This window comes from Alishewanella agri BL06 (assembly GCF_000272005.1).
In the GTDB taxonomy this organism is placed as follows: domain Bacteria; phylum Pseudomonadota; class Gammaproteobacteria; order Enterobacterales; family Alteromonadaceae; genus Alishewanella; species Alishewanella agri.
The window spans coordinates 64,448-83,252 of the sequence record NZ_AKKU01000025.1 but is presented as its reverse complement, the minus strand read 5'-3'; the positions used below and the strand labels follow the sequence as shown (position 1 = coordinate 83,252).

Annotated in this window: 18 protein-coding genes; 11 read left to right on the top strand and 7 right to left on the bottom strand. The window is 51.2% G+C overall.

Annotation, left to right across the window (positions count from 1 at the left end; translation table 11 throughout):
• Position 1: 1 nt before the first annotated feature.
• The 3 genes from AGRI_RS16220 to AGRI_RS12695 are packed head-to-tail and all read right to left on the bottom strand — an operon-like array spanning position 2 to position 2,956.
• Positions 2-904 carry a GNAT family N-acetyltransferase gene (locus AGRI_RS16220; RefSeq protein WP_008985309.1) on the bottom strand — a complete coding sequence of 301 codons (903 nt, stop codon included), beginning with the start codon at positions 902-904 and terminating at the stop codon, positions 2-4.
• Positions 864-2,474 (bottom strand): NRDE family protein, encoded by a 1,611-nt coding sequence (locus AGRI_RS16215; protein WP_008985308.1) that lies wholly within the window; start codon positions 2,472-2,474, stop codon positions 864-866. Before AGRI_RS16215 ends, AGRI_RS16220 begins: the two co-directional genes overlap by 41 nt.
• Positions 2,462-2,956: a hypothetical protein gene (locus AGRI_RS12695; protein ID WP_008985307.1), complete on the bottom strand. Its 495-nt coding sequence runs from the start codon at positions 2,954-2,956 to the stop codon at positions 2,462-2,464. The genes AGRI_RS16215 and AGRI_RS12695 overlap by 13 nt, the downstream gene beginning before the upstream one ends.
• A gap of 155 nt (positions 2,957-3,111) precedes the next feature.
• Here AGRI_RS12695 and AGRI_RS12690 point away from each other — a divergent pair, with 155 nt between their 5' ends.
• The 6 genes from AGRI_RS12690 (at position 3,112) to AGRI_RS12665 (ending at position 7,380) form a co-directional block, all read left to right on the top strand.
• Positions 3,112-4,032 carry an AraC family transcriptional regulator gene (locus AGRI_RS12690; RefSeq protein WP_008985306.1) on the top strand — a complete coding sequence of 307 codons (921 nt, stop codon included), beginning with the start codon at positions 3,112-3,114 and terminating at the stop codon, positions 4,030-4,032.
• Positions 4,033-4,145: 113 nt separating this feature from the next.
• Positions 4,146-4,580, top strand: coding sequence for a thioredoxin family protein (locus AGRI_RS12685; protein WP_008985305.1), 435 nt, complete (start codon positions 4,146-4,148; stop codon positions 4,578-4,580).
• Between the two features lie 2 nt (positions 4,581-4,582).
• Positions 4,583-5,284, top strand: a complete 702-nt coding sequence (locus AGRI_RS12680; RefSeq protein ID WP_008985304.1) for a cytochrome c biogenesis CcdA family protein — start codon at positions 4,583-4,585, stop codon at positions 5,282-5,284.
• A gap of 186 nt (positions 5,285-5,470) precedes the next feature.
• Positions 5,471-6,106, top strand: coding sequence for a methylamine utilization protein (locus tag AGRI_RS12675; RefSeq protein WP_008985303.1), 636 nt, complete (start codon positions 5,471-5,473; stop codon positions 6,104-6,106).
• 27 nt (positions 6,107-6,133) lie between these two features.
• Complete coding sequence (locus tag AGRI_RS12670) at positions 6,134-6,967, top strand: DUF3034 family protein (RefSeq protein WP_008985302.1); 834 nt, start codon at positions 6,134-6,136, stop codon at positions 6,965-6,967.
• Positions 6,967-7,380 carry a group I truncated hemoglobin gene (locus tag AGRI_RS12665; protein ID WP_008985301.1) on the top strand — a complete coding sequence of 138 codons (414 nt, stop codon included), beginning with the start codon at positions 6,967-6,969 and terminating at the stop codon, positions 7,378-7,380. Before AGRI_RS12670 ends, AGRI_RS12665 begins: the two co-directional genes overlap by 1 nt.
• A 53-nt stretch (positions 7,381-7,433) precedes the next feature.
• Here AGRI_RS12665 and AGRI_RS12660 read toward each other — a convergent pair whose 3' ends face one another.
• From AGRI_RS12660 to AGRI_RS12645, 4 genes are all read right to left on the bottom strand, one after another.
• The gene (locus tag AGRI_RS12660; RefSeq protein WP_008985300.1) at positions 7,434-8,327 is read right to left on the bottom strand and encodes a ribose-phosphate diphosphokinase; all 894 of its coding nucleotides are present in this window, start codon (positions 8,325-8,327) and stop codon (positions 7,434-7,436) included.
• A 3-nt stretch (positions 8,328-8,330) separates the two neighbouring features.
• A complete protein-coding gene (locus tag AGRI_RS12655; protein ID WP_008985299.1) occupies positions 8,331-9,920 on the bottom strand; it encodes a thymidine phosphorylase family protein in 1,590 nt (529 codons plus the stop codon).
• Between the two features lie 103 nt (positions 9,921-10,023).
• A complete protein-coding gene (locus AGRI_RS12650; protein WP_008985298.1) occupies positions 10,024-11,718 on the bottom strand; it encodes a class I SAM-dependent methyltransferase in 1,695 nt (564 codons plus the stop codon).
• A gap of 98 nt (positions 11,719-11,816) precedes the next feature.
• Complete coding sequence (locus tag AGRI_RS12645) at positions 11,817-12,296, bottom strand: YqhA family protein (RefSeq protein WP_231728928.1); 480 nt, start codon at positions 12,294-12,296, stop codon at positions 11,817-11,819.
• A 215-nt stretch (positions 12,297-12,511) separates the two neighbouring features.
• On the opposite strand from AGRI_RS12645, the gene AGRI_RS12640 reads away from it, so the two are divergent.
• The 5 genes from AGRI_RS12640 to AGRI_RS12620 all read left to right on the top strand — a co-directional run bounded on the left by AGRI_RS12640 (position 12,512) and on the right by AGRI_RS12620 (position 18,805).
• The gene (locus AGRI_RS12640; RefSeq protein WP_008985296.1) at positions 12,512-15,202 is read left to right on the top strand and encodes a M14 family metallopeptidase; all 2,691 of its coding nucleotides are present in this window, start codon (positions 12,512-12,514) and stop codon (positions 15,200-15,202) included.
• 146 nt (positions 15,203-15,348) lie between these two features.
• Positions 15,349-15,903: a sigma-70 family RNA polymerase sigma factor gene (locus tag AGRI_RS12635; RefSeq protein WP_008985295.1), complete on the top strand. Its 555-nt coding sequence runs from the start codon at positions 15,349-15,351 to the stop codon at positions 15,901-15,903.
• Positions 15,900-16,577, top strand: coding sequence for an anti-sigma factor (locus tag AGRI_RS12630; RefSeq protein ID WP_008985294.1), 678 nt, complete (start codon positions 15,900-15,902; stop codon positions 16,575-16,577). The genes AGRI_RS12635 and AGRI_RS12630 overlap by 4 nt, the downstream gene beginning before the upstream one ends.
• 163 nt (positions 16,578-16,740) lie before the next feature.
• Entirely contained in the window at positions 16,741-18,321 is a 1,581-nt protein-coding gene (locus AGRI_RS12625) for a DUF4331 domain-containing protein (RefSeq protein WP_008985293.1), read from the top strand.
• A gap of 10 nt (positions 18,322-18,331) precedes the next feature.
• Positions 18,332-18,805 carry an Ig-like domain-containing protein gene (locus AGRI_RS12620; RefSeq protein WP_008985292.1) on the top strand — a complete coding sequence of 158 codons (474 nt, stop codon included), beginning with the start codon at positions 18,332-18,334 and terminating at the stop codon, positions 18,803-18,805.

The following is an 18,805-nucleotide window of genomic DNA, read 5'->3' as shown; positions in this document are numbered from 1 at the left end:
GTTATAGCTGACAATCAAGAAAACGTTGCCGAAAGGCATGACTTAACGCGTGAAGGGGGACGATAATGCTTTGCTCGTATGCGGCTCCAAAATCGAGATCCAGCGCGGCGTCATCAAACCAAATGCCGTTGCCAACACTTAAATACGACTGGAGCACTGGTGGGATCCGACAGTGCAATGCCTGTAAACTGTATTGAAGTGCTTTAATCCGCTCTGAGGGAGCGGCATGCAATAATTCAGCGTCAACCATCATCGGCTTACTGCGATAAAGCAACTCTGGCAACGCCTGTAGCATTGGCTCTGGCGGTGGATATAGCTGCTGGCAAAACTGCACTATATGCTGCATCGCCACCTCTCCCAGTTGCGGGTACAGCGTCACATTACCAAAAAAATACTGCAATCGCGGATGCCGACGCAATAACGCTCCTAAACCCAGCCAAAGCGCAAAAAAACCAAGCGTATGTGCCGCAGCAGCTGGATTCACCACCGAGCGGCCTAATTCAATAGCGTAAGGCAAGACCTGAGCACGAAAAGCCTCGCTATACCTAAATAATTGACTGGTCCGTAAAATGTGTAGCCCCGCATCGGCCGCCAACCACCCCAATTGATAGCGATACATGGCGACCAGTTGCAGTCGCTCAGGATCCCAAACCAGTAACTGCTGGTAAGCAGGTGCAGTGTAATCCAGATCATCAAGATCCCGTGGCAGGTTGCGCCCCGCGCCAGCCTGGCGAAATACCGCTTCGCGGATCCGGCCGATCTCCTGCATTGTACTGGGGATATCCGACGCATCGGTACTAAAAATAAGTAGCCCTCGGAAAGTCGCCAACGGTGTTAACCCGCCTAACTCAGCCTGCATTGACTCAGCCGCGACTGCGGCCGCAAGAGGTATAGCCTGCTGCATCCTGTTGCTCCTTGTATAAGATCGGTAATTGCATACCGCGGCGCTTTAGCCGCTGTGCCCGCTGCCGGTCGGTATCGGCCAGCGCATCAAGTTCGACCGGATGCATCGGCACATCAACAAAGATCTTGGGGTGCTTCACGGCCGGCTTTAACATCTCCCGGCTTAGCAGTAGCATCTCCAAATTTGTCTTAATGCCAAACCACAGGCGGAGCGCCGCCAGTGCATAAAACAGCCGGGAATTGCGGCTATCGATATGGATTAACGTCAGACTACGTTGCTCCCGTCGGCATAGCGTAATCGCCAGTTTAGCCCAGACCCCATCATCAAGCTGATGCTGCGCATTAAACCGGGCTGTGCGCCCGGCAGGAAAAATCAGTAACGGCTGACCAGAAGCAAAAGCGGCTGTCAGCTGTGGTACAGCGGCGGCAGGCTTGCCAAATACCGACACCGGCAAAATATTAGCTTGTAATGGCACTATCGCTTGCAGCAAGTCGTTTGCCACCACCTGTAAATTCGGATAACGTTTTTGCAGTAAGGCGATCAGCATTAGCCCGTCTAAACCACCGGTCGGATGGTTGGCGACAAATACCGGCCGGCTTTCTGCACTGGGCCAGCGACAAGCCACTAACTGCGGCTCCACCCGCAAATACTGCAGTGCGCTGTCACAGAATCGTTGGTCGGGTTGTGCACTTAATTGCTGTAAAGCCTGGTTAAGTTGTCGCTGCGCAAGGCAATGCTGTAATCCATACCACTGCCAGGGACGAAGACGTGCCGCAAAAGCTGGCACCGCGCTTTTAACGAGTTGCGGTAAATCAATTGGCTGGTAACCACTGTGCTGCAAATGCAGAGCAGTCGTCCAAGTCAGCAGCAAGCTGGTGTCTGGTTGCACCTGTTGAGTATTGGGATGTCCATGCCAATAACGGAAATTGACACCGTTGGCATCACAGTGCAGATAGCAGGTACTGACGGTCTGGCTGGTGCTGCGCTGCATCGCCAAACCACAAAAAGCATTAACTGGTTTGCTACTGCGCTGCAAAGTCAGCAGCTCGGCAGCTCTGGTTATGTCTTTCACCTTAGCCCGCCAGTACCAACGCCGTAACGCTGGGATCACCCCAGGTAATTTGCTAGAGCTCGAGATGGGCGAGCGGACTGCCAGATGCTGCGTTAGACTACGGCCATTCCAATGCCAGACGATCGGCTCTTGCAGCTGTTGAAATAACACCAGTTTAAAGGGGGCATAGGCTTGCAGTTTATCCACCTGTAGCAGGGTATCTTGCTGCTGACGTGCTGACATATGCGCCAGTGCTTTAATCAACATGCCCCTACTGGATAAACCTGCTGTAGCCACTCGACTTCCTTTGGTATAGTCATTTAACAGACACCAAACTTGTCCGAGTTCATTAACTGCCAGCCAACTGCCACCGGCCACAGGATCAAGCGGCATTAATGCTGTGACACCGTTTTCCTGATAGCGCTCTGGTAACAGGGCCGCCGGACGCTGTATTTGCTCGTCACGATTAAACAGCAAATGTAAACCGTCTTCCCGGTATTGCCAGCTTAAGGTGCACATCGCCGATACTCCAGGGTTGAACTATGCACCCCTGCCTCGGCAGGCAGCTGGTAGCCGAGTTGCAATAGCACAATCTGTAATATTGCCAGATGATGTACAGTATGGCTGGCAACAAAATCCAGCTCCCGTAGCAAACAGCTATGACCTTTTCCCTCAGCACACTGGTAATGAAATATTGGTATTGCTTCACAGCCTGCTAATGTTGCTAGCCAGTCAAGTTGTTGTTGTAACAACCCTAAAGCGGCGAGTGGGTTTGTTTCAATCAGCTGTTGCCGTTCACGCTGGCGATAATCCAGCATCCCGGTTTGTAGCCCTTGTTGCAGCTGTTGATAATGTCCCAACACATGCCGTACGTGCTTGCCAACACTTGGCTCTCCAGGTAGCGCCAGAACTTTTTGATAATCGGCAGCACTAACCTGACGCAAAATAGCATCGATAACATCAAGCTGTTGTCTATTTTGTTCTAATATTTTATCCAGCACGCGGACATTCCTCTGTGACCAGCAGCAGGCGTACCAGCTGTTGGTAAGCCAAGCCTTGCTTCTGACTATTAACAAAGATATGAGTTTGCAAACCGGGACACAAACCGTAGACTAAAGATGCAATTACAGTTTAGAAATCCAAACCTAGGCCGACAATGACCAAAACAACGCCCTTATCAACTGAAACACCGGAAGCGCTGGAGCAGCTGCTGGGGCAATTGGCGTTTGGGTCAGAATTACATTTTGAATCTGGCTTTTGCGATAACTGGAATATGCTGAGTAGTAAGTCAGACAAAGCTGCTTTGCATGTCGTTACGGCCGGCACATTGTGGATGGCCATTCCCGGTAAATTGCAGGAGCAAATTCAGCTGCATGCCGGTGATGCTATTTTTTTTAGTCATAGCATTCGACACTGGCTCAGTGATCAACCTGTTACCGAACAGACTCAGAGAGTTGAACTGGCGCCCTACTGTGTCCCTGAACATCTCGAGCGTGGCCTGGTTTGTTACGATATCAGTATTGAATCGCCACTTACCGCGAATTTATTTCAGGTGATGCCCGATTATATTCATCTGCCGGCCCACGCACAAAAAGGCCAGTTAGGGCCATTAATCAATCTCATTCAGTCTGAAGCAAAAGCTCGCCAACCCGGCTATCAGGCCGCGATCAGCCGACTCAGTGACGTAGTAGTGCTGCACTTACTACGCCAGGTGCTAACCGACGATAGTATTAATCAGGGCATGCTGGCTGCTCTGAAAGATCCGGCTTTACGCCGGGTAGTGCTAGCCATTATGGCCAAGCCCGAAGCGGAGTGGACAGTGGAAAGTATGGCAGCATTGGCATTTTTATCGAAAAGTGCCTTTGCCGAACGTTGCCATAAAGTGATGCAAGCTACCGCCAAAGCGTTACTCGATACGCTACGCTTACAACGTAGCCGCTACTTACTGATCCACACCGAACAAAGCTTAGACCGCATCGCCGAACAAGTTGGTTATCAATCAGCCACTGCCTTTATCCGCTTTTTTAAGCAGCAACACGGCATTTCACCCGGCGACTACCGGGCACTGCAAAGCTAACTTTCTTTTTACACCACCGGTGTTTTGGTTGATTACACCGTTGTTATGGCTGATGTTGCTCCTTGCTCAACCTTCTACACTGAGCCTGTCTTATTAACCACAGAGAGGTTCCTATGAACATTAAAATCCTTACCACTGCTGGTGTTGCTGTACTGGCTATTTTGGCTGCTGTATTCTTTTTTAATCCAGCTACTGCTGCAGCCGAACATCTGGCGAAGCATAAACAACCCTTTACTGAAGAGGTGTTCCGCCAAGCGCAAGCGGACAATAAGCTGGTATTAATTGACGTTTTCGCCCCTTGGTGCCCAACGTGCCGCAAGCAACACAAGGTATTAAACGACTATTTTGCCGCCAATCCCAGCAGCGAAATTCTGGTGTTAGAGGTCGATTTTGATAACCAGAAAGATTGGGTAACCTATTTTAAAGCGCCGCGCCAATCGACCTTAGTCTTGTACCGTGGCGAACAACAAGTATGGTTTAACGTTGCAGAAACTCGTCAAAAACCACTATTTGCTGCCTTAAGCGAGCATGATAAGGGTGTGAACTAACCATGGAGTTTACCGCCATTCCTCTGGCGCTGTTAGCAGGCTTATTAAGCCTGCTTTCACCCTGTGTACTGCCGATGATTCCGGCAGTAACAGCGTCAGCGATGCGAGCATCGCGCTCTGGTGTCTGGTTTTTAGCAGCCGGCTTAGCACTTACCTTCGCTATTGGCGGGTCTCTGCTGACATACCTGCTGCTAAGTGCAGGACTATCACCCGATATTATGCGCACCTTTGCTGCTTGGTTTATGCTGGCAATGGGTTTGGTGCTAACCGTTGATTGGTTATCGATGCAATTTTCAAACCTGCTATCCCGCCTGACCAGCCGTTTACCGGCCGGTGGCCAGATTAATGAAAGTAGCGAGCATCCGGCATTTCAGTTTATGGTCGGCGGCTCGCTTGGTCTGGTTTGGTTACCTTGCGTCGGCCCAACTTTAGGTGCCGCCATTGCGCTAGCATCAACTGGCCAGAATATGTTGATGTCGTTCAGTGTAATGCTGGCATTCGGCTTAGGCACTGCCTTGCCTTTGGTTGCTATTGGCTACGCTGCTGGCGTAAAGCTTAGCAAGCTGCGCAGCTCTGGTAGTTTTGGCCGCAAGTTATTAGGTTATGCTTTATTGCTGATAGCCCTGATGATCTTTACTGGCTTTGACAAAGTCATGGAAACCTGGGCAATTGACTATTTGCCAGACTGGGTGAGCAGTATTTAAATATTGGCGGGCAGTGCATCAGATCGCACTGTCAGCCGAGCCAGGGGGTGCTTTAGAGGTGATCGCGAACATCAGGGCATTAACTGCTAACCGCTTTAAAAACAGGTGCTTTTGTTTATGCTTATTTGAAACCTGACAAACCATAGGTTATGGTGTTAGTAACAACATAACAAAATGAGTTTGACTATGTGTACCCGAATTTGTTGGCTGGTTTTCATCTTGGTCATGCAATGTGTCACCACTCCCAAGGCACACAGTCAAAGTCTTAGCATACAAATTTATGATCAGGGAAACCGCCCACTTGCAGATGCCGTTGTTGAAATTATCAGCCCAACAGCAGCAATCGTTAACTCCGGCATTCAGCACGTTGCTCAGGAACAACTTACCTTTGTTCCCTTTGTTACCGCAACGCCGAAAGGCTCACTAATCGACTTTCCTAACCGGGATAAAACACGACACCACGTCTACTCATTCTCCAGCGCGAAAACCTTTGAAATTGAGCTATATACGGGTAAGCCAGAGGAGCCGGTCTTGTTTGATGAGCCAGGAATAGTGGTGCTGGGCTGCAACATTCATGACTATATGCTGGCCTATATCTATGTCGGTGAGAGTCCTCTGCTTTTAGTTACCGACGAAAACGGCAAAGTATATTTTCCGGAGGTACCACAAGAGACACTACGGATTAAATTGTGGCATCCCTGGCAACTTGAGCAGCAGACAGAGCAGGTTGTTTCAGCGCCTTTAAAGACTGAGCTCTCTTTTACACTTGCCGTTGCAGCCAAAGAAAAACCGCGCCCGCCAAAGCGCGGATTTGGCAGTTAGTTAGCACAGCATCAAAAGGATCTACAGATGACGAGTAAACTGTTTTGGGTTACCTGTTTGCTAGTATTGAGTACCAATAGCGTGGCGGGTAGTAAAATTATTGCTACCGGCGGTGCCTCCAGTATCGAGGGCAGTGCTGGTGGCGGTATCGTACCCTGGGCTGTTATCAATAGTTATGCCAGCAGTGGAGAGTGGGGGGCTACTGCCTTCGCCAGCCAAGTAGGAGTCGACGACTTTACACTTAATGTTTTTGGTGCCAGTGCAAGTTACGATAACAGATGGGAATTCTCGATTGCACGGCAAACTTTTAAGCTCGACAGTATTGGTGGAGAATTGCGTCAGGATATCCTCGGTATTAAATACCATATCGCGGGTGAGTTGCTTTATACCGCATTACCGCAGATTAGCCTGGGGTTGCAGTATAAAAAACATCGTGATTTTGCCCTACCCCAAGCTGTGGGAGCGCGTGATAGCAGTGGGTTGGATATTTATTTGTCAGCCAGCAAAGTTTTCTTCAATCAGGTGGCTGGCCGCAATTTACTTTTAAACGGCACCATTCGTGCGACTAAAGCGAATCAAACCGGTCTGCTGGGCTTTGGTACCATCGAAGACAATAATTATCAGTTCATGTTTGAAGGTTCTGCTGCTGTATTACTTAATTACAATTTGGCAGTTGGCATTGAATTTAGACAAAAACCTGATCAGTTAGCTTTTGCTACCGAGCAACATTGGCGCGACCTCTTTATTGCTTGGTTTGTCAATAAACATCTATCTGTTGTTGCCGGCTACGCTGACCTTGGTAGCATAGCCGGTTTGGCCGAACAACAAGGCTATTACTTATCAGTGGAAGGGGCTTGGTAATGCGTATCGTCAGCTTAGTTCTTATCATCCTGTTGAGCGCTTGCAGCCATACAACAAAACCCAGCCTTTATCAGCAACTTGGGGGTGAACAAGGTATTGCCGCTATAACTGACGGTTTACTGCGCGCAATCGAACAAGATCAGCGCATTGTTCATCATTTTGTTGATACCGATATAGCCAGGTTTCGTCGCCTGCTTGCTGAACAACTGTGTAATATTAGTGGTGGGCCTTGTCAGTACACCGGCGGCACTATGCAACAGAGCCATACTGGTTTTAATATCACGCTGGCTGACTACGATGCTCTGGTTGAAAATTTGATTAATGTGATGCAACAACAAAACATCAGTATTAGTGCCCAAAATCAACTTTTGGCACTGTTGGCGCCGATGTATAAAGACATTACATACCGCTAATTAAACCCCAACACTGACGCGATAACAGCAAAATGCTGATTATCGAGAGCAGCTCAAAGAGGTTTTAAGGTTTTTAACGCCGCTGCCAGCAGCGGCGCCATACTAATGGCATTGCTGGCATGGGCGATACAATCGGTACTCCAGACTTCGCCAACGCCGGCGGCCTTAATCACCTCCAGCGCATCGCCGGCAAAGAGCGCATGGGTAACGGCCACATCGACTGAGGCAGCACCAGCAGCTAATAACTTGCTACAAGCGCCCGCCAAGGTACGACCGGAGCTGGCGACATCGTCCATTAATACCACGTTGCGGCCCTGCACCCTGATATCGGGTAAGGCAATATCAACCTGCTTATCACCATGCCGCACCTTGTTACAAACTGCATAATCACAATGAATGTGCTCAGCCGCCAGTGCCACCCATTGCAGGGCTTCGGCATCGGGGCCAATTAACAGCGGCCGGCTATGTTTGCTGGCAATCAGCTCGGCTAAACGCGGGGCACCACTGAGTGCTATCGCCGCACCTTGTGGAATGGCTTCGCTTAATTCGCTGATGCGGTGCAGATGCGGATCGACAGTAATAACGCCATCAAACAGTTCGGCTAAAAACTGGCCGATAATCTTTTGGCTGACAATTTCACCCGGATTAAACGCAATATCCTGCCGCATATAAGCCAGATAAGGTGCCACCAGCCAGATTTTCTGCACGCCCTGTAACCGGGCATGGCGGGCGATCAGCAGCAGCTCCACCAGTTTATCGTTAGGCTTATCCAGGCTACGGTACAGCACCAGCTCGCGGGGTACGGCTTCAGCAAACGGCAGGGTAAGTTTTAACTCGGCATCGGGAAAATGATGCAACTGATAACTGATTAACGGTAAACCGGCGGCGTCGGCTAAACGGTTCGCCGCCTGCACCTCATCCGGTGCGCATAATACAAATACCGACATACTTTAATACTCCAACTGCAGTGGCAGCAGCAACTCAGGGGCACCAATCCGGTAACCCAAGCTGCGCTGACAAGCCTGGCGGGCAAAGGCTAACTCGGTGGGGTAAGCCGCATACACCCGGTATAGCGCTTGTCCCTGTTCCACCTGCTCACCTAGTTTTACCAGCAAATCGACCCCTGAGCCTTTGGCACGTGGCGCACCGGCCGAGCGGGCGATGCGGGCCAGCTGCACATTATCTATTTCTACTACCGTACCGCTGTGCGGTGCGGCGACATCAAAACTTAACGGCGACAGCGGCGGCTTATCCGAGTCAAAGTCTTTCATACCCTGCGCCGCCATAATGGCCTGCATTTTTTGCCAGGCCCGACCGGAATCCAGAATATCGCGGGCGATAGCAAAACCGTCACCGCCACGCACATCCGGGTCAAACTCCAGCATTCTGCCGGCTAAGCGCAGCGACTTCTGCCGTAAATCGTTCGGCGCCAGCGGATGATTCTTAAGCACCCTAATCACGTCGCGGGCTTCCAGCGCCGGGCCGATACCATTGCCAATCGGCTGCCGGCCATCGGTGATCACCACCTCGATCGCCAGCCCCATCCGTTTGGCAACAAACTCAAACAGTTTGCGCAGCTTTTGTGCCTCGGGCATGCTGCGCACCTTGGCCGAAGGGCCAATCGGAATATCCAGTAATAAATGGCTGGAGCCGGCAGCGACTTTTTTCGACAAAATCGACGCCACCATCTGCCCCGGCGAGTCGATAGACAATGGCCGTTCAACCGAAATTAACACATCATCCGCCGGGGATAAATCACTGCTGCCCCCCCAGGCTAAACAGCCGCGATGCCGGTGTACAATGTCGGTCAGCTGGTCAAAAGGCAGCTCCACCCGCGCCAACAGCTCCATGGTATCAGCGGTGCCGGCCGGCGACGTAATGGCCCGCGACGAGGTTTTCGGGCATAGCATGCCATGCGCGGCCACGATCGGCACCACCAGCATCGAGGTACGGTTCCCCGGAATGCCGCCAATACAGTGTTTATCGACTACCGGGTGTTCCTGCCAATCGAGCCGGCGCCCCACTTTACTCATGGCATCGCTTAAAAAGAATACCTCTTCGCGGTCTAACTCGCCCTGATTACAGGCCACCACAAAGGCAGTAAGTTCAATTTTCGAGTAACGGTGGGCGGCAATATCCTGCACTATGCTGGCAAAGTCATCACGGCTTAGTCGCTCACCGGCAATTTTACGGTGCAGCGCCGGAATAGAATGCGGTGGCTCGGCCGGTGATACCGTAACGGCTTCACCATCCAGCGCACCAAGGTTAACAAAGGCCTCTTCCGACAGGCCGAGCTGCTGACAGCCGACAATACTGGCATCGTCTACCACATTTAGGCTGGCTAAAATGCGCTTACCGCGCGCCTGCACCTCAATTTTCGCCAGCGCCTGAAAACCCTCGGCGCGGTAAATGGCACAGTCGCGGTGTAAATAGGCCACGTTTTCGCGGTAGGTATCAATACCTACCCGCTTCAGGCTTAGGGTAGTGGTTTTCGAAGTACTGGCAGGCTGGGCTTCGGTTGCTGCTTTGGATGCGGTCATAAACACTCACCAAAAACGATATCGAACTTAATCTACTCCTGCTGCTATGGCAGTGCCAGTATTTTTGTCGCGCTAAGCTTGTGCCAGATCAGGATATGGCGGCTTACCATTCAGCGACTTGTAGCCGTTGTTTAATACCGACCATTTGTAGTTGCATCGCATGCAGCACTTCGGCGAAATCCCGACAACCCGGGCTGATATTTGGCAGTGACAGCCCTGCCTCGATAAAAAAACGTTGTTGTTCCGCGTCGGTTTGCCAGGCTTGACGCCACCAATCCTGAATATGATTGGCACAATGCTGCATCCGGCTTTGGCTCGGTAGCCGATCGCGCTTTTTGCGATTTTCGGCCTGACTGGCCGGCAGCAAATTCCATAGCTCATTGTTTGGCCAATAGCTAAAGGGTACACAGTGGTCAATATCAAAACTGTAGAGTGGCGCCCCACTCCAGACACTGCATACCTGAGCTCCGCTGCTGCGCAGTCCTGCAACTTTCTGCCGCACCAGTCGGGTATCATGCTGCTGATCCAGCCAGCGCAGCTGGTTATGGTAGCTTTCAAGAGAGATTTGCCGTTCTGCATTACGTTGATACTTTTGCATCTCGGCAATCCATTGCTGAACCAGTAACGGCTCAATCCAGCAGCCGTACTGGCGGAAGCAATTCCAGAGATCCTCGCTTAAAACAAAGCAACCGAAACTTGCCAGAAAATCGCGATCAATTAATATATGGCTGCGTTTTGCTACTTTGTGGCGCTCCATCCGGAATAGCGGATTACTCTTCTCGCCCTGCCAGATATAGGTAACAGGCCCCGCCTTTATGGTGCTGAGCGTATCCGCGAACAGTTGTTGCAACGCCTGAGCTTCCTGACCGGTATAAAAGTTACCGATCGCGAAATCATCAGCAGTGAGATTGGCAAGCTTGCCCCAGCCATCCGGCTTTACGAAACCTAAGCCTTTCGCCGGATCAGCGTTCTGTTGCATATCGCTATCGACCAGACGCTTAAACAAGCGGATCCAATATAAGGCAACTAAACCCAGTGCAATGCCTACCTGCCCATCTTGCCGATCAATAACGGCGCCCGGATGCGCCTCGGCGATCCGCACCAAGGTACGTAATAGCGCCAGCTTGTAAGTCGAAGATTTGTTGTCGTTAACTACGATATGCCGCACTTTACTCAGGCTGCCACTACCGTCATCCGGTAGCATCAGTACCAGCGTCTGCCATGCAATATCAACCCGACCGCCAGCATCGGCAGTTCGCGCGGAGAGATGTTTAAGCACTAAACCCAATTTGCTGGCCAGCTCGTTTATTTCATCTACCGAAACCGGATAGGCAACCCGATGATCGCTAAAGTCGCCATAGCGCAAGCTGAGAACAAAGTGGCCGCCGGGGGCCAATAAGTTGGCTATTTTTCGGAAGGTGCGCTGCCGCTCTGACGGACTGATATGCATCCAGACTGCGCTCAGCAAAATCGTATTAAAACGCAGATTAAGCTGATAGGTCGCTTTCAGCTCCGGCAAGCTATCAGAGAGCCATTGCACTTTGGGAGCCAGCGCGGCACTGGTTTTTAACTGCCCCAGCCGGCGCAGATCCTCTGCAGGCTCGACGGCGATAACCTGATTGCCTTGCGCGGCCAGCCAGAATGCATCCCGGCCGCTGCCGGCACCGATATCGAGCACCAATTGTTCTTTCGGCCAGTAAGTTTGCCAACTCTGATGCACCTGTTCAAAACTTAGCGCATCATACTGGGCGGCAAAAAGCTCAGCTTGCTGATGATAAATATCGATAGTTTTGCTCATTGAGGATAGCTAAGCCGTTGTTGTCGCTGCTACTTTAGGTCTTTGTAGCAGCTACGCCCAGTCAGCGCAATCTTAACCGGTAAATTTACCGGCTCACATTAAGAATGCCGCATCTGCTTTGCTGCAAATACACTGGCCAGCACCACTACGGCGATGGCAAGGCCGAAGTACAGGGTTTCCAGCGTAGCGCCGACTTCTACCGCTTGCTCCAGAAACAGAATCACCATAATTACGCTAGCGACCTGCATCAGGGTAATTTTTAGATCATGGAAGTTTCTGATATCCATGGCTTTGAGTAAGCCTTTGTCGAGATTTTCCACATCGCCCAGAAAAAGCCGGTACAGGCCGGTGGCAATAATCTGAAAGGTCAATGCGATTAATAAGGTATCCAGTACTTTCAGCAATTTTACTGCCAGCCTTTTGCCTAAATCGGCGGTATCGGGCAGTTGGCTTAGAGTTTCCCAAATAATGTTATACACAATCACCGCACTGCTCAGATACAGTAAGCAAGCGGCGGCCGCACAAACCACTATCGTCAGTAGCACCAGAATACGGCTGCTTTGTAAGATTCTTTCCATCGGTTTTACCTTTAACATAGGCTTGCTCCGCTTACTGACGTTAGTGGCAACTTGGAGTAATGGTGCTGTAACAAGTTCCTTGTGATAACGCTCACTACTGTGATGCCATGGCCGTTTTTAATTGACCACTGGTCGCAATCCACAGTGCGGCCTCTTGTGCAGCTGCCCTGCTGCGCCTAAGGTAAGCAAAAAACACTATAACTCTGCGGGAACCTATGCGCTTATTTTATACCAGCTTGCTCACTGCCAGTTTGGCAGCCTTACCTTGTGTTGCCTCAGCTGCTGACATCAGCACCGCCCAGCCGGTGCCGTATTTTCCACAAAGTGATTACCGGCCGGATATCAGCCCGGTGCCGGAATTACTGGGCCATCAGTTTGGCGAGCGCATTTCAGAGCCGGCGGCGATATCCCGCTTTTTTGAGCAACTGGCCAGTCGTTATCCGCAGCAGGTTAAGCTGGTGCACTATGGCAAAAGCTGGCAGGGCCGGCCGCTATTTTATGCGGTAATTGGCAGTAGCAGCAATATCAGCCAGCTGGCCGACATTGAAGCCGGAATGCGTAAACTTGCAGAGCCTGCAAGCCTGAGTGAGCCAGAAGCCAAACAGCTGATCGCCAGCCTGCCGGCCAGTGTTTGGATTGCCGGTAGCCTGCATGGCAACGAAATTAGCCCGGCCGATGCCGCTATGGCGCTGGCTTATCATTTACTGGCTGACCAAAGCGCCCTGACCCAGCAAATATTAAGCAATACCCTGGTCTATATAGACCCGCTGCAAAACCCGGATGGCCATCACCGTTTTGTTAGCCGTTACTATGCCACTGTTGGCCTGGAGCATTCGCCGGATCGGCTTTCCGCTGAGCAAAACGAACCCTGGCCGAATGGCCGTACCAACCATTACCTGTTTGATATGAACCGCGACTGGATTTCGTTAACCCAGCCGGAAACCGCCAGCCGCGTTAAAGCACTGCAGCAAATGTATCCGCTGCTGTTTGTCGATTCGCATGAAATGGGCGGCGATATGGGGTATTACTTTAGCCCCGAGGCCGAGCCCTACAACCCGCATATTCAGGCCAGCCAGCGTCAGGTGCTGAATAAGGTGGGCCAGAATAATGCCAAATGGTTTGACGAGCTGGGCTATCACTACTTTACCCGCGAGATTTTCGATGCCTTTTACCCGGGCTATGGCGCCAGCTGGCCGCTGTATTACGGCAGCGTATCGATGACTTATGAGATGGCCTCAGCACGCGGCCATCATTACCGGATGCAGGATGGCCAGATCCTGACGTTTGCCGATGGTATTCAGCGTAATTTTGTCGCCTTTAAAGCCACGCTGGAGACGGCCAGCCAGCAGGCCAGTACCTTACTGCAAAACTTTTATCAGTACCGCAAAACTGCGGCGGCACAGGGCGAAAAAGATGGCCTGCGTAGTTTTATCTTTGCTGCCGAGCGCGATCTGGCCGGCCATCAGAAACTGATGGGCGTGCTAACCCAGCATGGCATTAAAGTAGAGCAGGCGCAGCAGGCATTTCGTGCCTGTGGCAAAGACTATCAGGCGGGCAGCTACCTTATTCGCACCAATCAGCCGAGTTACCATTTAATGCGCACCCTGCTCGATGAAACGGTGCCGATGGATAAGGCCTTTTTAGAGAAACAGGAGCAGCGCCGCGCCAATAACCTGCCGGATCAGATTTACGATGTTACCGCCTGGTCGTTGCCATTGATGTATAACCTGGAAATGCAGCGCTGTAATCAGGCACCGCGGGTTAATACCACTGTGGTGGGTCCGGATACCCTGATCGCCGGTAGCGTCAGTAACCCGGACGCACGTTACGGCTTTGTGGTGCCCTGGGGGGATATGGCGGCGGCGCGCTTTTTGAGTGCGGCGCTGCAACAGGGTTTAACGCTACGCAGCAGTGATCTGCCCTTTACGCATCAGAATGGTCAGCGTTACCCGGCCGGCACCCTGGTATTAAGCCGTGCCGATAATCCGGCTGACTTAACCTCCAAGGTACAACAACTGGCGCAGCAAAGCGGCGCCTTAGTGCAAGGACTGGATAACAGCTGGGTAACGGAGGGGCCGAACTTTGGTTCCTTTAATGTGCCGGCTGTGCCAAAGATTAATGTCGCAATGCTTTGGGATGAGCCGACGAATCCACTGAGTGCCGGCAGTGCCCGCTTTGTGCTGGAGCGTGGTATCGGTTATCCGGTCACGGCAATTCGCCCGGCGCAACTACGCAGTGCCGATCTAAGCCGTTATCAGGTGCTGATTTTACCGGCGACGGGTGCTGGCAGTTATCAGCAGGCACTGGGAAGTGTCGGCAGCGAGAATTTACGCCAGTTTGTGCAACGTGGCGGTGTACTAATTACGCTGGGCAATGCCACCAGCTATTTGCTGGAGGGCGATAAGCCACTGCTAAGCAGCAAGCGCGAGTATCAGGTCAGCGAGCAGGAAAAACCCGCCAGCGAAGCAAGAGTGCCAGGCCGGGTGTTGGCGGAATACCGCGAGTTCGAGCAGATGTTAAAGCCATATCAGGCCGATCCGGACTGGGTGCCGGGCTTTATTGCCAATGCCGTGGTTGATCAAAACCATTGGCTAACCGCTGGTATCGCTGAACAGGTACGCAGCCTCTATGTTGGCAACCATATTTACCAGCCGCTGCGGATTAACGATGGCCGCAATGTGGTTAATTTCGCCGCCCCTAAAGATCTCTTGGCCGGTGGCTTTGTGTGGGAAGAAAACCGCCAGCAAATTGCCCATAAACCGCTGGTGATGGTGCAGTCGCACGGCCGTGGCCAGGTGATTGCCTTTACCCAGGAGCCAAACTTCCGCGCTTACGTCGATGGTATGCACCTGCTGTATATCAACGCCGTATTCCGCGGCGCCGCAAACGCCGGCGCCCTGCGCTAACCCAGTTATCCACAGCACTCCGGTACCGGTCAGAGGTCAGACCGGTACCGGAGACGTGTGGATAAGTTACTGAAATGCCCCTAGACTGCATCTAATGCACTTCGTCAGTCGTACCTGTAGCACAGTTGATAATAAAAGGATTGAAAATGGACCAATCACAACAACAATTGCTGCAATGGTTATATGAGACAGCTCAAGGCAACCGCGAGGCCTTTGCCAAGCTTTATCAGGCGTCATCGGGCAAGTTGTTTTCTGTTAGTTTGCATTTACTCCGCCGGCATGACTGGGCCGAGGATGTGCTGCAAGATGCTTTTGTCCGTATCTGGCACAACGCGGCAGACTATCATGCAGAAAAAGGCAGCGTCATGAGCTGGATGATCAGTATTACCCGCTACCGAGCTTTGGATTTACTGAAATCGCGACGAGTAAAGTGGGAACATGTCGATATTTCTGAACCGGCTAATGATCAAAGTACTGATGAGATCCCGTTGGGGGAGGTCATCGGCTTAGCCCGTGAAAAAGTAAAACTGGATGACTGTATGTCCTCGCTGACTGACGATCATCGAGTCTCTATCCAACTGGCATACTTTAACGGGCTAAGCCATCAGGAGATTACTGAACATACAGGCTCTGCGCTGGGTTCAGTAAAAAGCTGGATCCGTCGCGGCCTTACCCAACTTAAAAGGTGTCTTGAAGCATGAAGTTCGATGATCAGAATTTGCTGGATGAACTGGCAGTGGATTATATTCTCGGTACGATGCGGGGCGCCGCGCGCAGGCGTTTTCAAAAATTAATGATGAGTCAGCCCAATATCCGGCAAACGGTTTGGCGCTGGGAGCAACATTTAAATCCGCTGGCAGAAAGTTTACCGACCTCCGCCCCTAACCCTGAAGTGTGGCTGAAAATTCAGCGCAGACTGGGTTGGCTGCCCACCGAACAACGCGTTGAAACACGGACAACCAGTCGCGTGTCTTGGCTTATCGCTGCCGCAGCGTCAATTTTGCTGGCGGTTGTTATGTTGCGTCCCTATTTGGTAGATCCGGTAAGTCAGCAGGTGGCATTAATTCAAACCACTGATGCGAAAGTATGGTGGTCTATTGCCAAAACGGAGCTACAACTCACCGTGAGAGCAACTTCGGCCGTGCAAGCACATACTGATAAAGACTATGAGCTATGGATGTTGCCAGCGAATGGTCAGGCACCGATATCCCTGGGTTTATTACCGCAGAATCAGGAACGTATATTACAAGTACCAGCAGCGGCCAAAGATCTGATGATTGCTGCGCTGGCGGTTAGTATCGAACCTAAGGGCGGTTCACCCACTGGTGCACCTACTGGTGACGTCCTGTTTACTGCAGAAATCATTACGTTGTAATACGTTATTTGGGGTATTCCCCTTCACCCAAGCCCGGATAATCGGCAGCTGCGGCTGCAATTATCCGGCACCTGGTCCGATGTGTGAGATTTTTTTAAATAACTGCATCCGCAAAGGATAGTCAGTCGTTACTTCAGAGCAACTTAACCTGAGGGTAACGAAAATGAGACTAAATACCACGGCTTTTGCCATTTCAATCGCTTTAAGTTCTGCACTATACCTCCCAGCCAGCCTGGCATCTAGCCATCGCGAGGCACCCAATATCACGCGGATGCCAACCGTTGACGCCAGCGACTTTTATGTGTTTAACAGTTATGAAACGGGTCGTGAAGACTATGTCACCATGATTGCTAACTATATTCCGCTACAAGACGCATACGGCGGGCCGAATTATTTTGCAATGGATCCTGACGCCGTTTACAGCATTCATGTTGATAATACCGGCGATGCCATGCCAGACCTGAGTTTTAACTTTAAGTTTAATAACAACCTGGTAAACAATGGCATGGGCGTTAAACTACCAATTGGTCCGGCGGGTAATCAGCGGATGGTTGCCGTACCATTAAAGAACGTGGGTGGTATCAGTGCCGACAGCCAGGCCGCTCTTAACTTTACAGAGCAGTATTCAGTAGAAGTGAAACAGGGTAATAACAGTACCACGTTATCACCCAGTGGCGGCATGCTGTTTACCAAACCCTATGACTATGTCGGCAATAAAACCTTTGGTGACGCCGCCGCTTACCAGCAATATGCCGATCAATATATTTACTCGGTAAATATACCAAACTGTAACTTCCCGGCCCGTATTTTTGTTGGTCAGCGCAAGGATCCCTTTGTCGTCAATTTGGGTGAAACTTTCGATTTAGTAAACTATGTTCCGGTGGAGGGTGACAGCAGCCCTGGCGCTGGTGATGGTGGCGGCTTCCCTGGCGGAATTACCCAAAGTGCCGCTAATGATGATCTGGCAGATAAAAATGTCACTGCCATCGCGGTAGAGGTGCATAAAACTTGTGTTACGGGCTCAGGTAACAGTGTGATTGGTGCCTGGACTACGGCCAGCCTGCCACAGGCTCGCATCCTCAACCCAAATGCAACCTTTAGTAAACCTGCCGCCGCTGGCGGTGCGCTGGTACAGGTATCCCGCTTAAGCAACCCGCTGGTAAACGAGCTGGTTATCGGACTAGCGGATAAAGATAAGTTTAATAGCAGCCAGCCCGCCGATGACGGACAGTTCGCCGACTACGTCACACACCCGACCCTACCTGCATTATTAAATATTTTATTCCGTGACGCCGTAAACAGCACCCTGGGTACGAATATTGCGGATTTGGCGCCGTCTAACTTCCCGCGAGCCGATTTGGTTGCAGCCTTTCTTACCGGTGTCGCCGGTGTTAACCAACTCGCTATGGTAACGCCGTCTGAAATGCTGCGTTTAAATACTGCCATTCCGGCGACGCCGGCTGAGCAGCAATCGGCTTTTGGTGTTGCTGGCGATGATCTGGCAGGTTTCCCAAATGGCCGTCGGCCAGGTGATGACGTGGTTGATATAGCGCTGCGGGTAGTGATGGGTGCGCTGTGTCATGATATTCCGGTTGCAGGTACACCAACGAATCTGGGCTTTTGTAATCCTGAAGATGCACCGGTAGGTAATGTGCCCTTTACCGATGGCGCACCACTCAATGCCCAGATGTTTGATCAGCGCTTCCCCTATCTGCTGACCCCGATTGCGGGTTCACCAAACTAAGGAGCGGACCATGAAACAATTAATATTACTAGCTGGCTTAGCGTTACTGACCGCGTGTAATGGCTCTAGTGAGAAAAATGTCGCGCCCTATTTTGGCGTCAACTATTTCGTGACTGAAACTGACACGCCGTTAACCGAAACGATTAAAGCCTTCGACAAAAACAATGACGCCTTAACCTTTACAGTTATTAGTCAACCGTCGAATGGCACAGTGTCATTAACCGGTACCGGTGGCTTTAGCTATACCCCGGCTACCGAATATACCGGAAATGACCAATTTCAGGTTGCGGTGTCCGATGGTGAATTCACTATCAACGGTACCGTAAATATTGAAATTAAGGTCGCGATGGTGTCTTTTTTGAATTACAGCCGCCAGGCCTTTATGCAAAATGCGGAAGCGCCACCTCTGCGGGTTAATGGTCGCACCTTTATTCAGGATGCCATGACGCCAGAAGATTACGCAGATTTACTTAATAATCCGTGA

Excerpts from the sequence above, each read along its gene's own strand:
- AGRI_RS12625 (WP_008985293.1), top strand. The coding sequence starts at position 16,741 with ATGAGACTAAATACCACGGCTTTTGCCATTTCAATCGCTTTAAGTTCT.
- AGRI_RS12635 (WP_008985295.1), top strand. The coding sequence starts at position 15,349 with ATGGACCAATCACAACAACAATTGCTGCAATGGTTATATGAGACAGCT.
- AGRI_RS12670 (WP_008985302.1), top strand. The coding sequence starts at position 6,134 with ATGACGAGTAAACTGTTTTGGGTTACCTGTTTGCTAGTATTGAGTACC.
- AGRI_RS12680 (WP_008985304.1), top strand. The coding sequence starts at position 4,583 with ATGGAGTTTACCGCCATTCCTCTGGCGCTGTTAGCAGGCTTATTAAGC.
- AGRI_RS12675 (WP_008985303.1), top strand. The coding sequence starts at position 5,471 with ATGTGTACCCGAATTTGTTGGCTGGTTTTCATCTTGGTCATGCAATGT.
- AGRI_RS12645 (WP_231728928.1), bottom strand. The coding sequence starts at position 12,296 with ATGGAAAGAATCTTACAAAGCAGCCGTATTCTGGTGCTACTGACGATA.
- AGRI_RS12630 (WP_008985294.1), top strand. The coding sequence starts at position 15,900 with ATGAAGTTCGATGATCAGAATTTGCTGGATGAACTGGCAGTGGATTAT.
- AGRI_RS12665 (WP_008985301.1), top strand. The coding sequence starts at position 6,967 with ATGCGTATCGTCAGCTTAGTTCTTATCATCCTGTTGAGCGCTTGCAGC.
- AGRI_RS12620 (WP_008985292.1), top strand. The coding sequence starts at position 18,332 with ATGAAACAATTAATATTACTAGCTGGCTTAGCGTTACTGACCGCGTGT.
- AGRI_RS12640 (WP_008985296.1), top strand. The coding sequence starts at position 12,512 with ATGCGCTTATTTTATACCAGCTTGCTCACTGCCAGTTTGGCAGCCTTA.
- AGRI_RS12685 (WP_008985305.1), top strand. The coding sequence starts at position 4,146 with ATGAACATTAAAATCCTTACCACTGCTGGTGTTGCTGTACTGGCTATT.
- AGRI_RS12660 (WP_008985300.1), bottom strand. The coding sequence starts at position 8,327 with ATGTCGGTATTTGTATTATGCGCACCGGATGAGGTGCAGGCGGCGAAC.
- AGRI_RS12655 (WP_008985299.1), bottom strand. The coding sequence starts at position 9,920 with ATGACCGCATCCAAAGCAGCAACCGAAGCCCAGCCTGCCAGTACTTCG.
- AGRI_RS16215 (WP_008985308.1), bottom strand. The coding sequence starts at position 2,474 with ATGTGCACCTTAAGCTGGCAATACCGGGAAGACGGTTTACATTTGCTG.
- AGRI_RS16220 (WP_008985309.1), bottom strand. The coding sequence starts at position 904 with ATGCAGCAGGCTATACCTCTTGCGGCCGCAGTCGCGGCTGAGTCAATG.
- AGRI_RS12650 (WP_008985298.1), bottom strand. The coding sequence starts at position 11,718 with ATGAGCAAAACTATCGATATTTATCATCAGCAAGCTGAGCTTTTTGCC.
- AGRI_RS12690 (WP_008985306.1), top strand. The coding sequence starts at position 3,112 with ATGACCAAAACAACGCCCTTATCAACTGAAACACCGGAAGCGCTGGAG.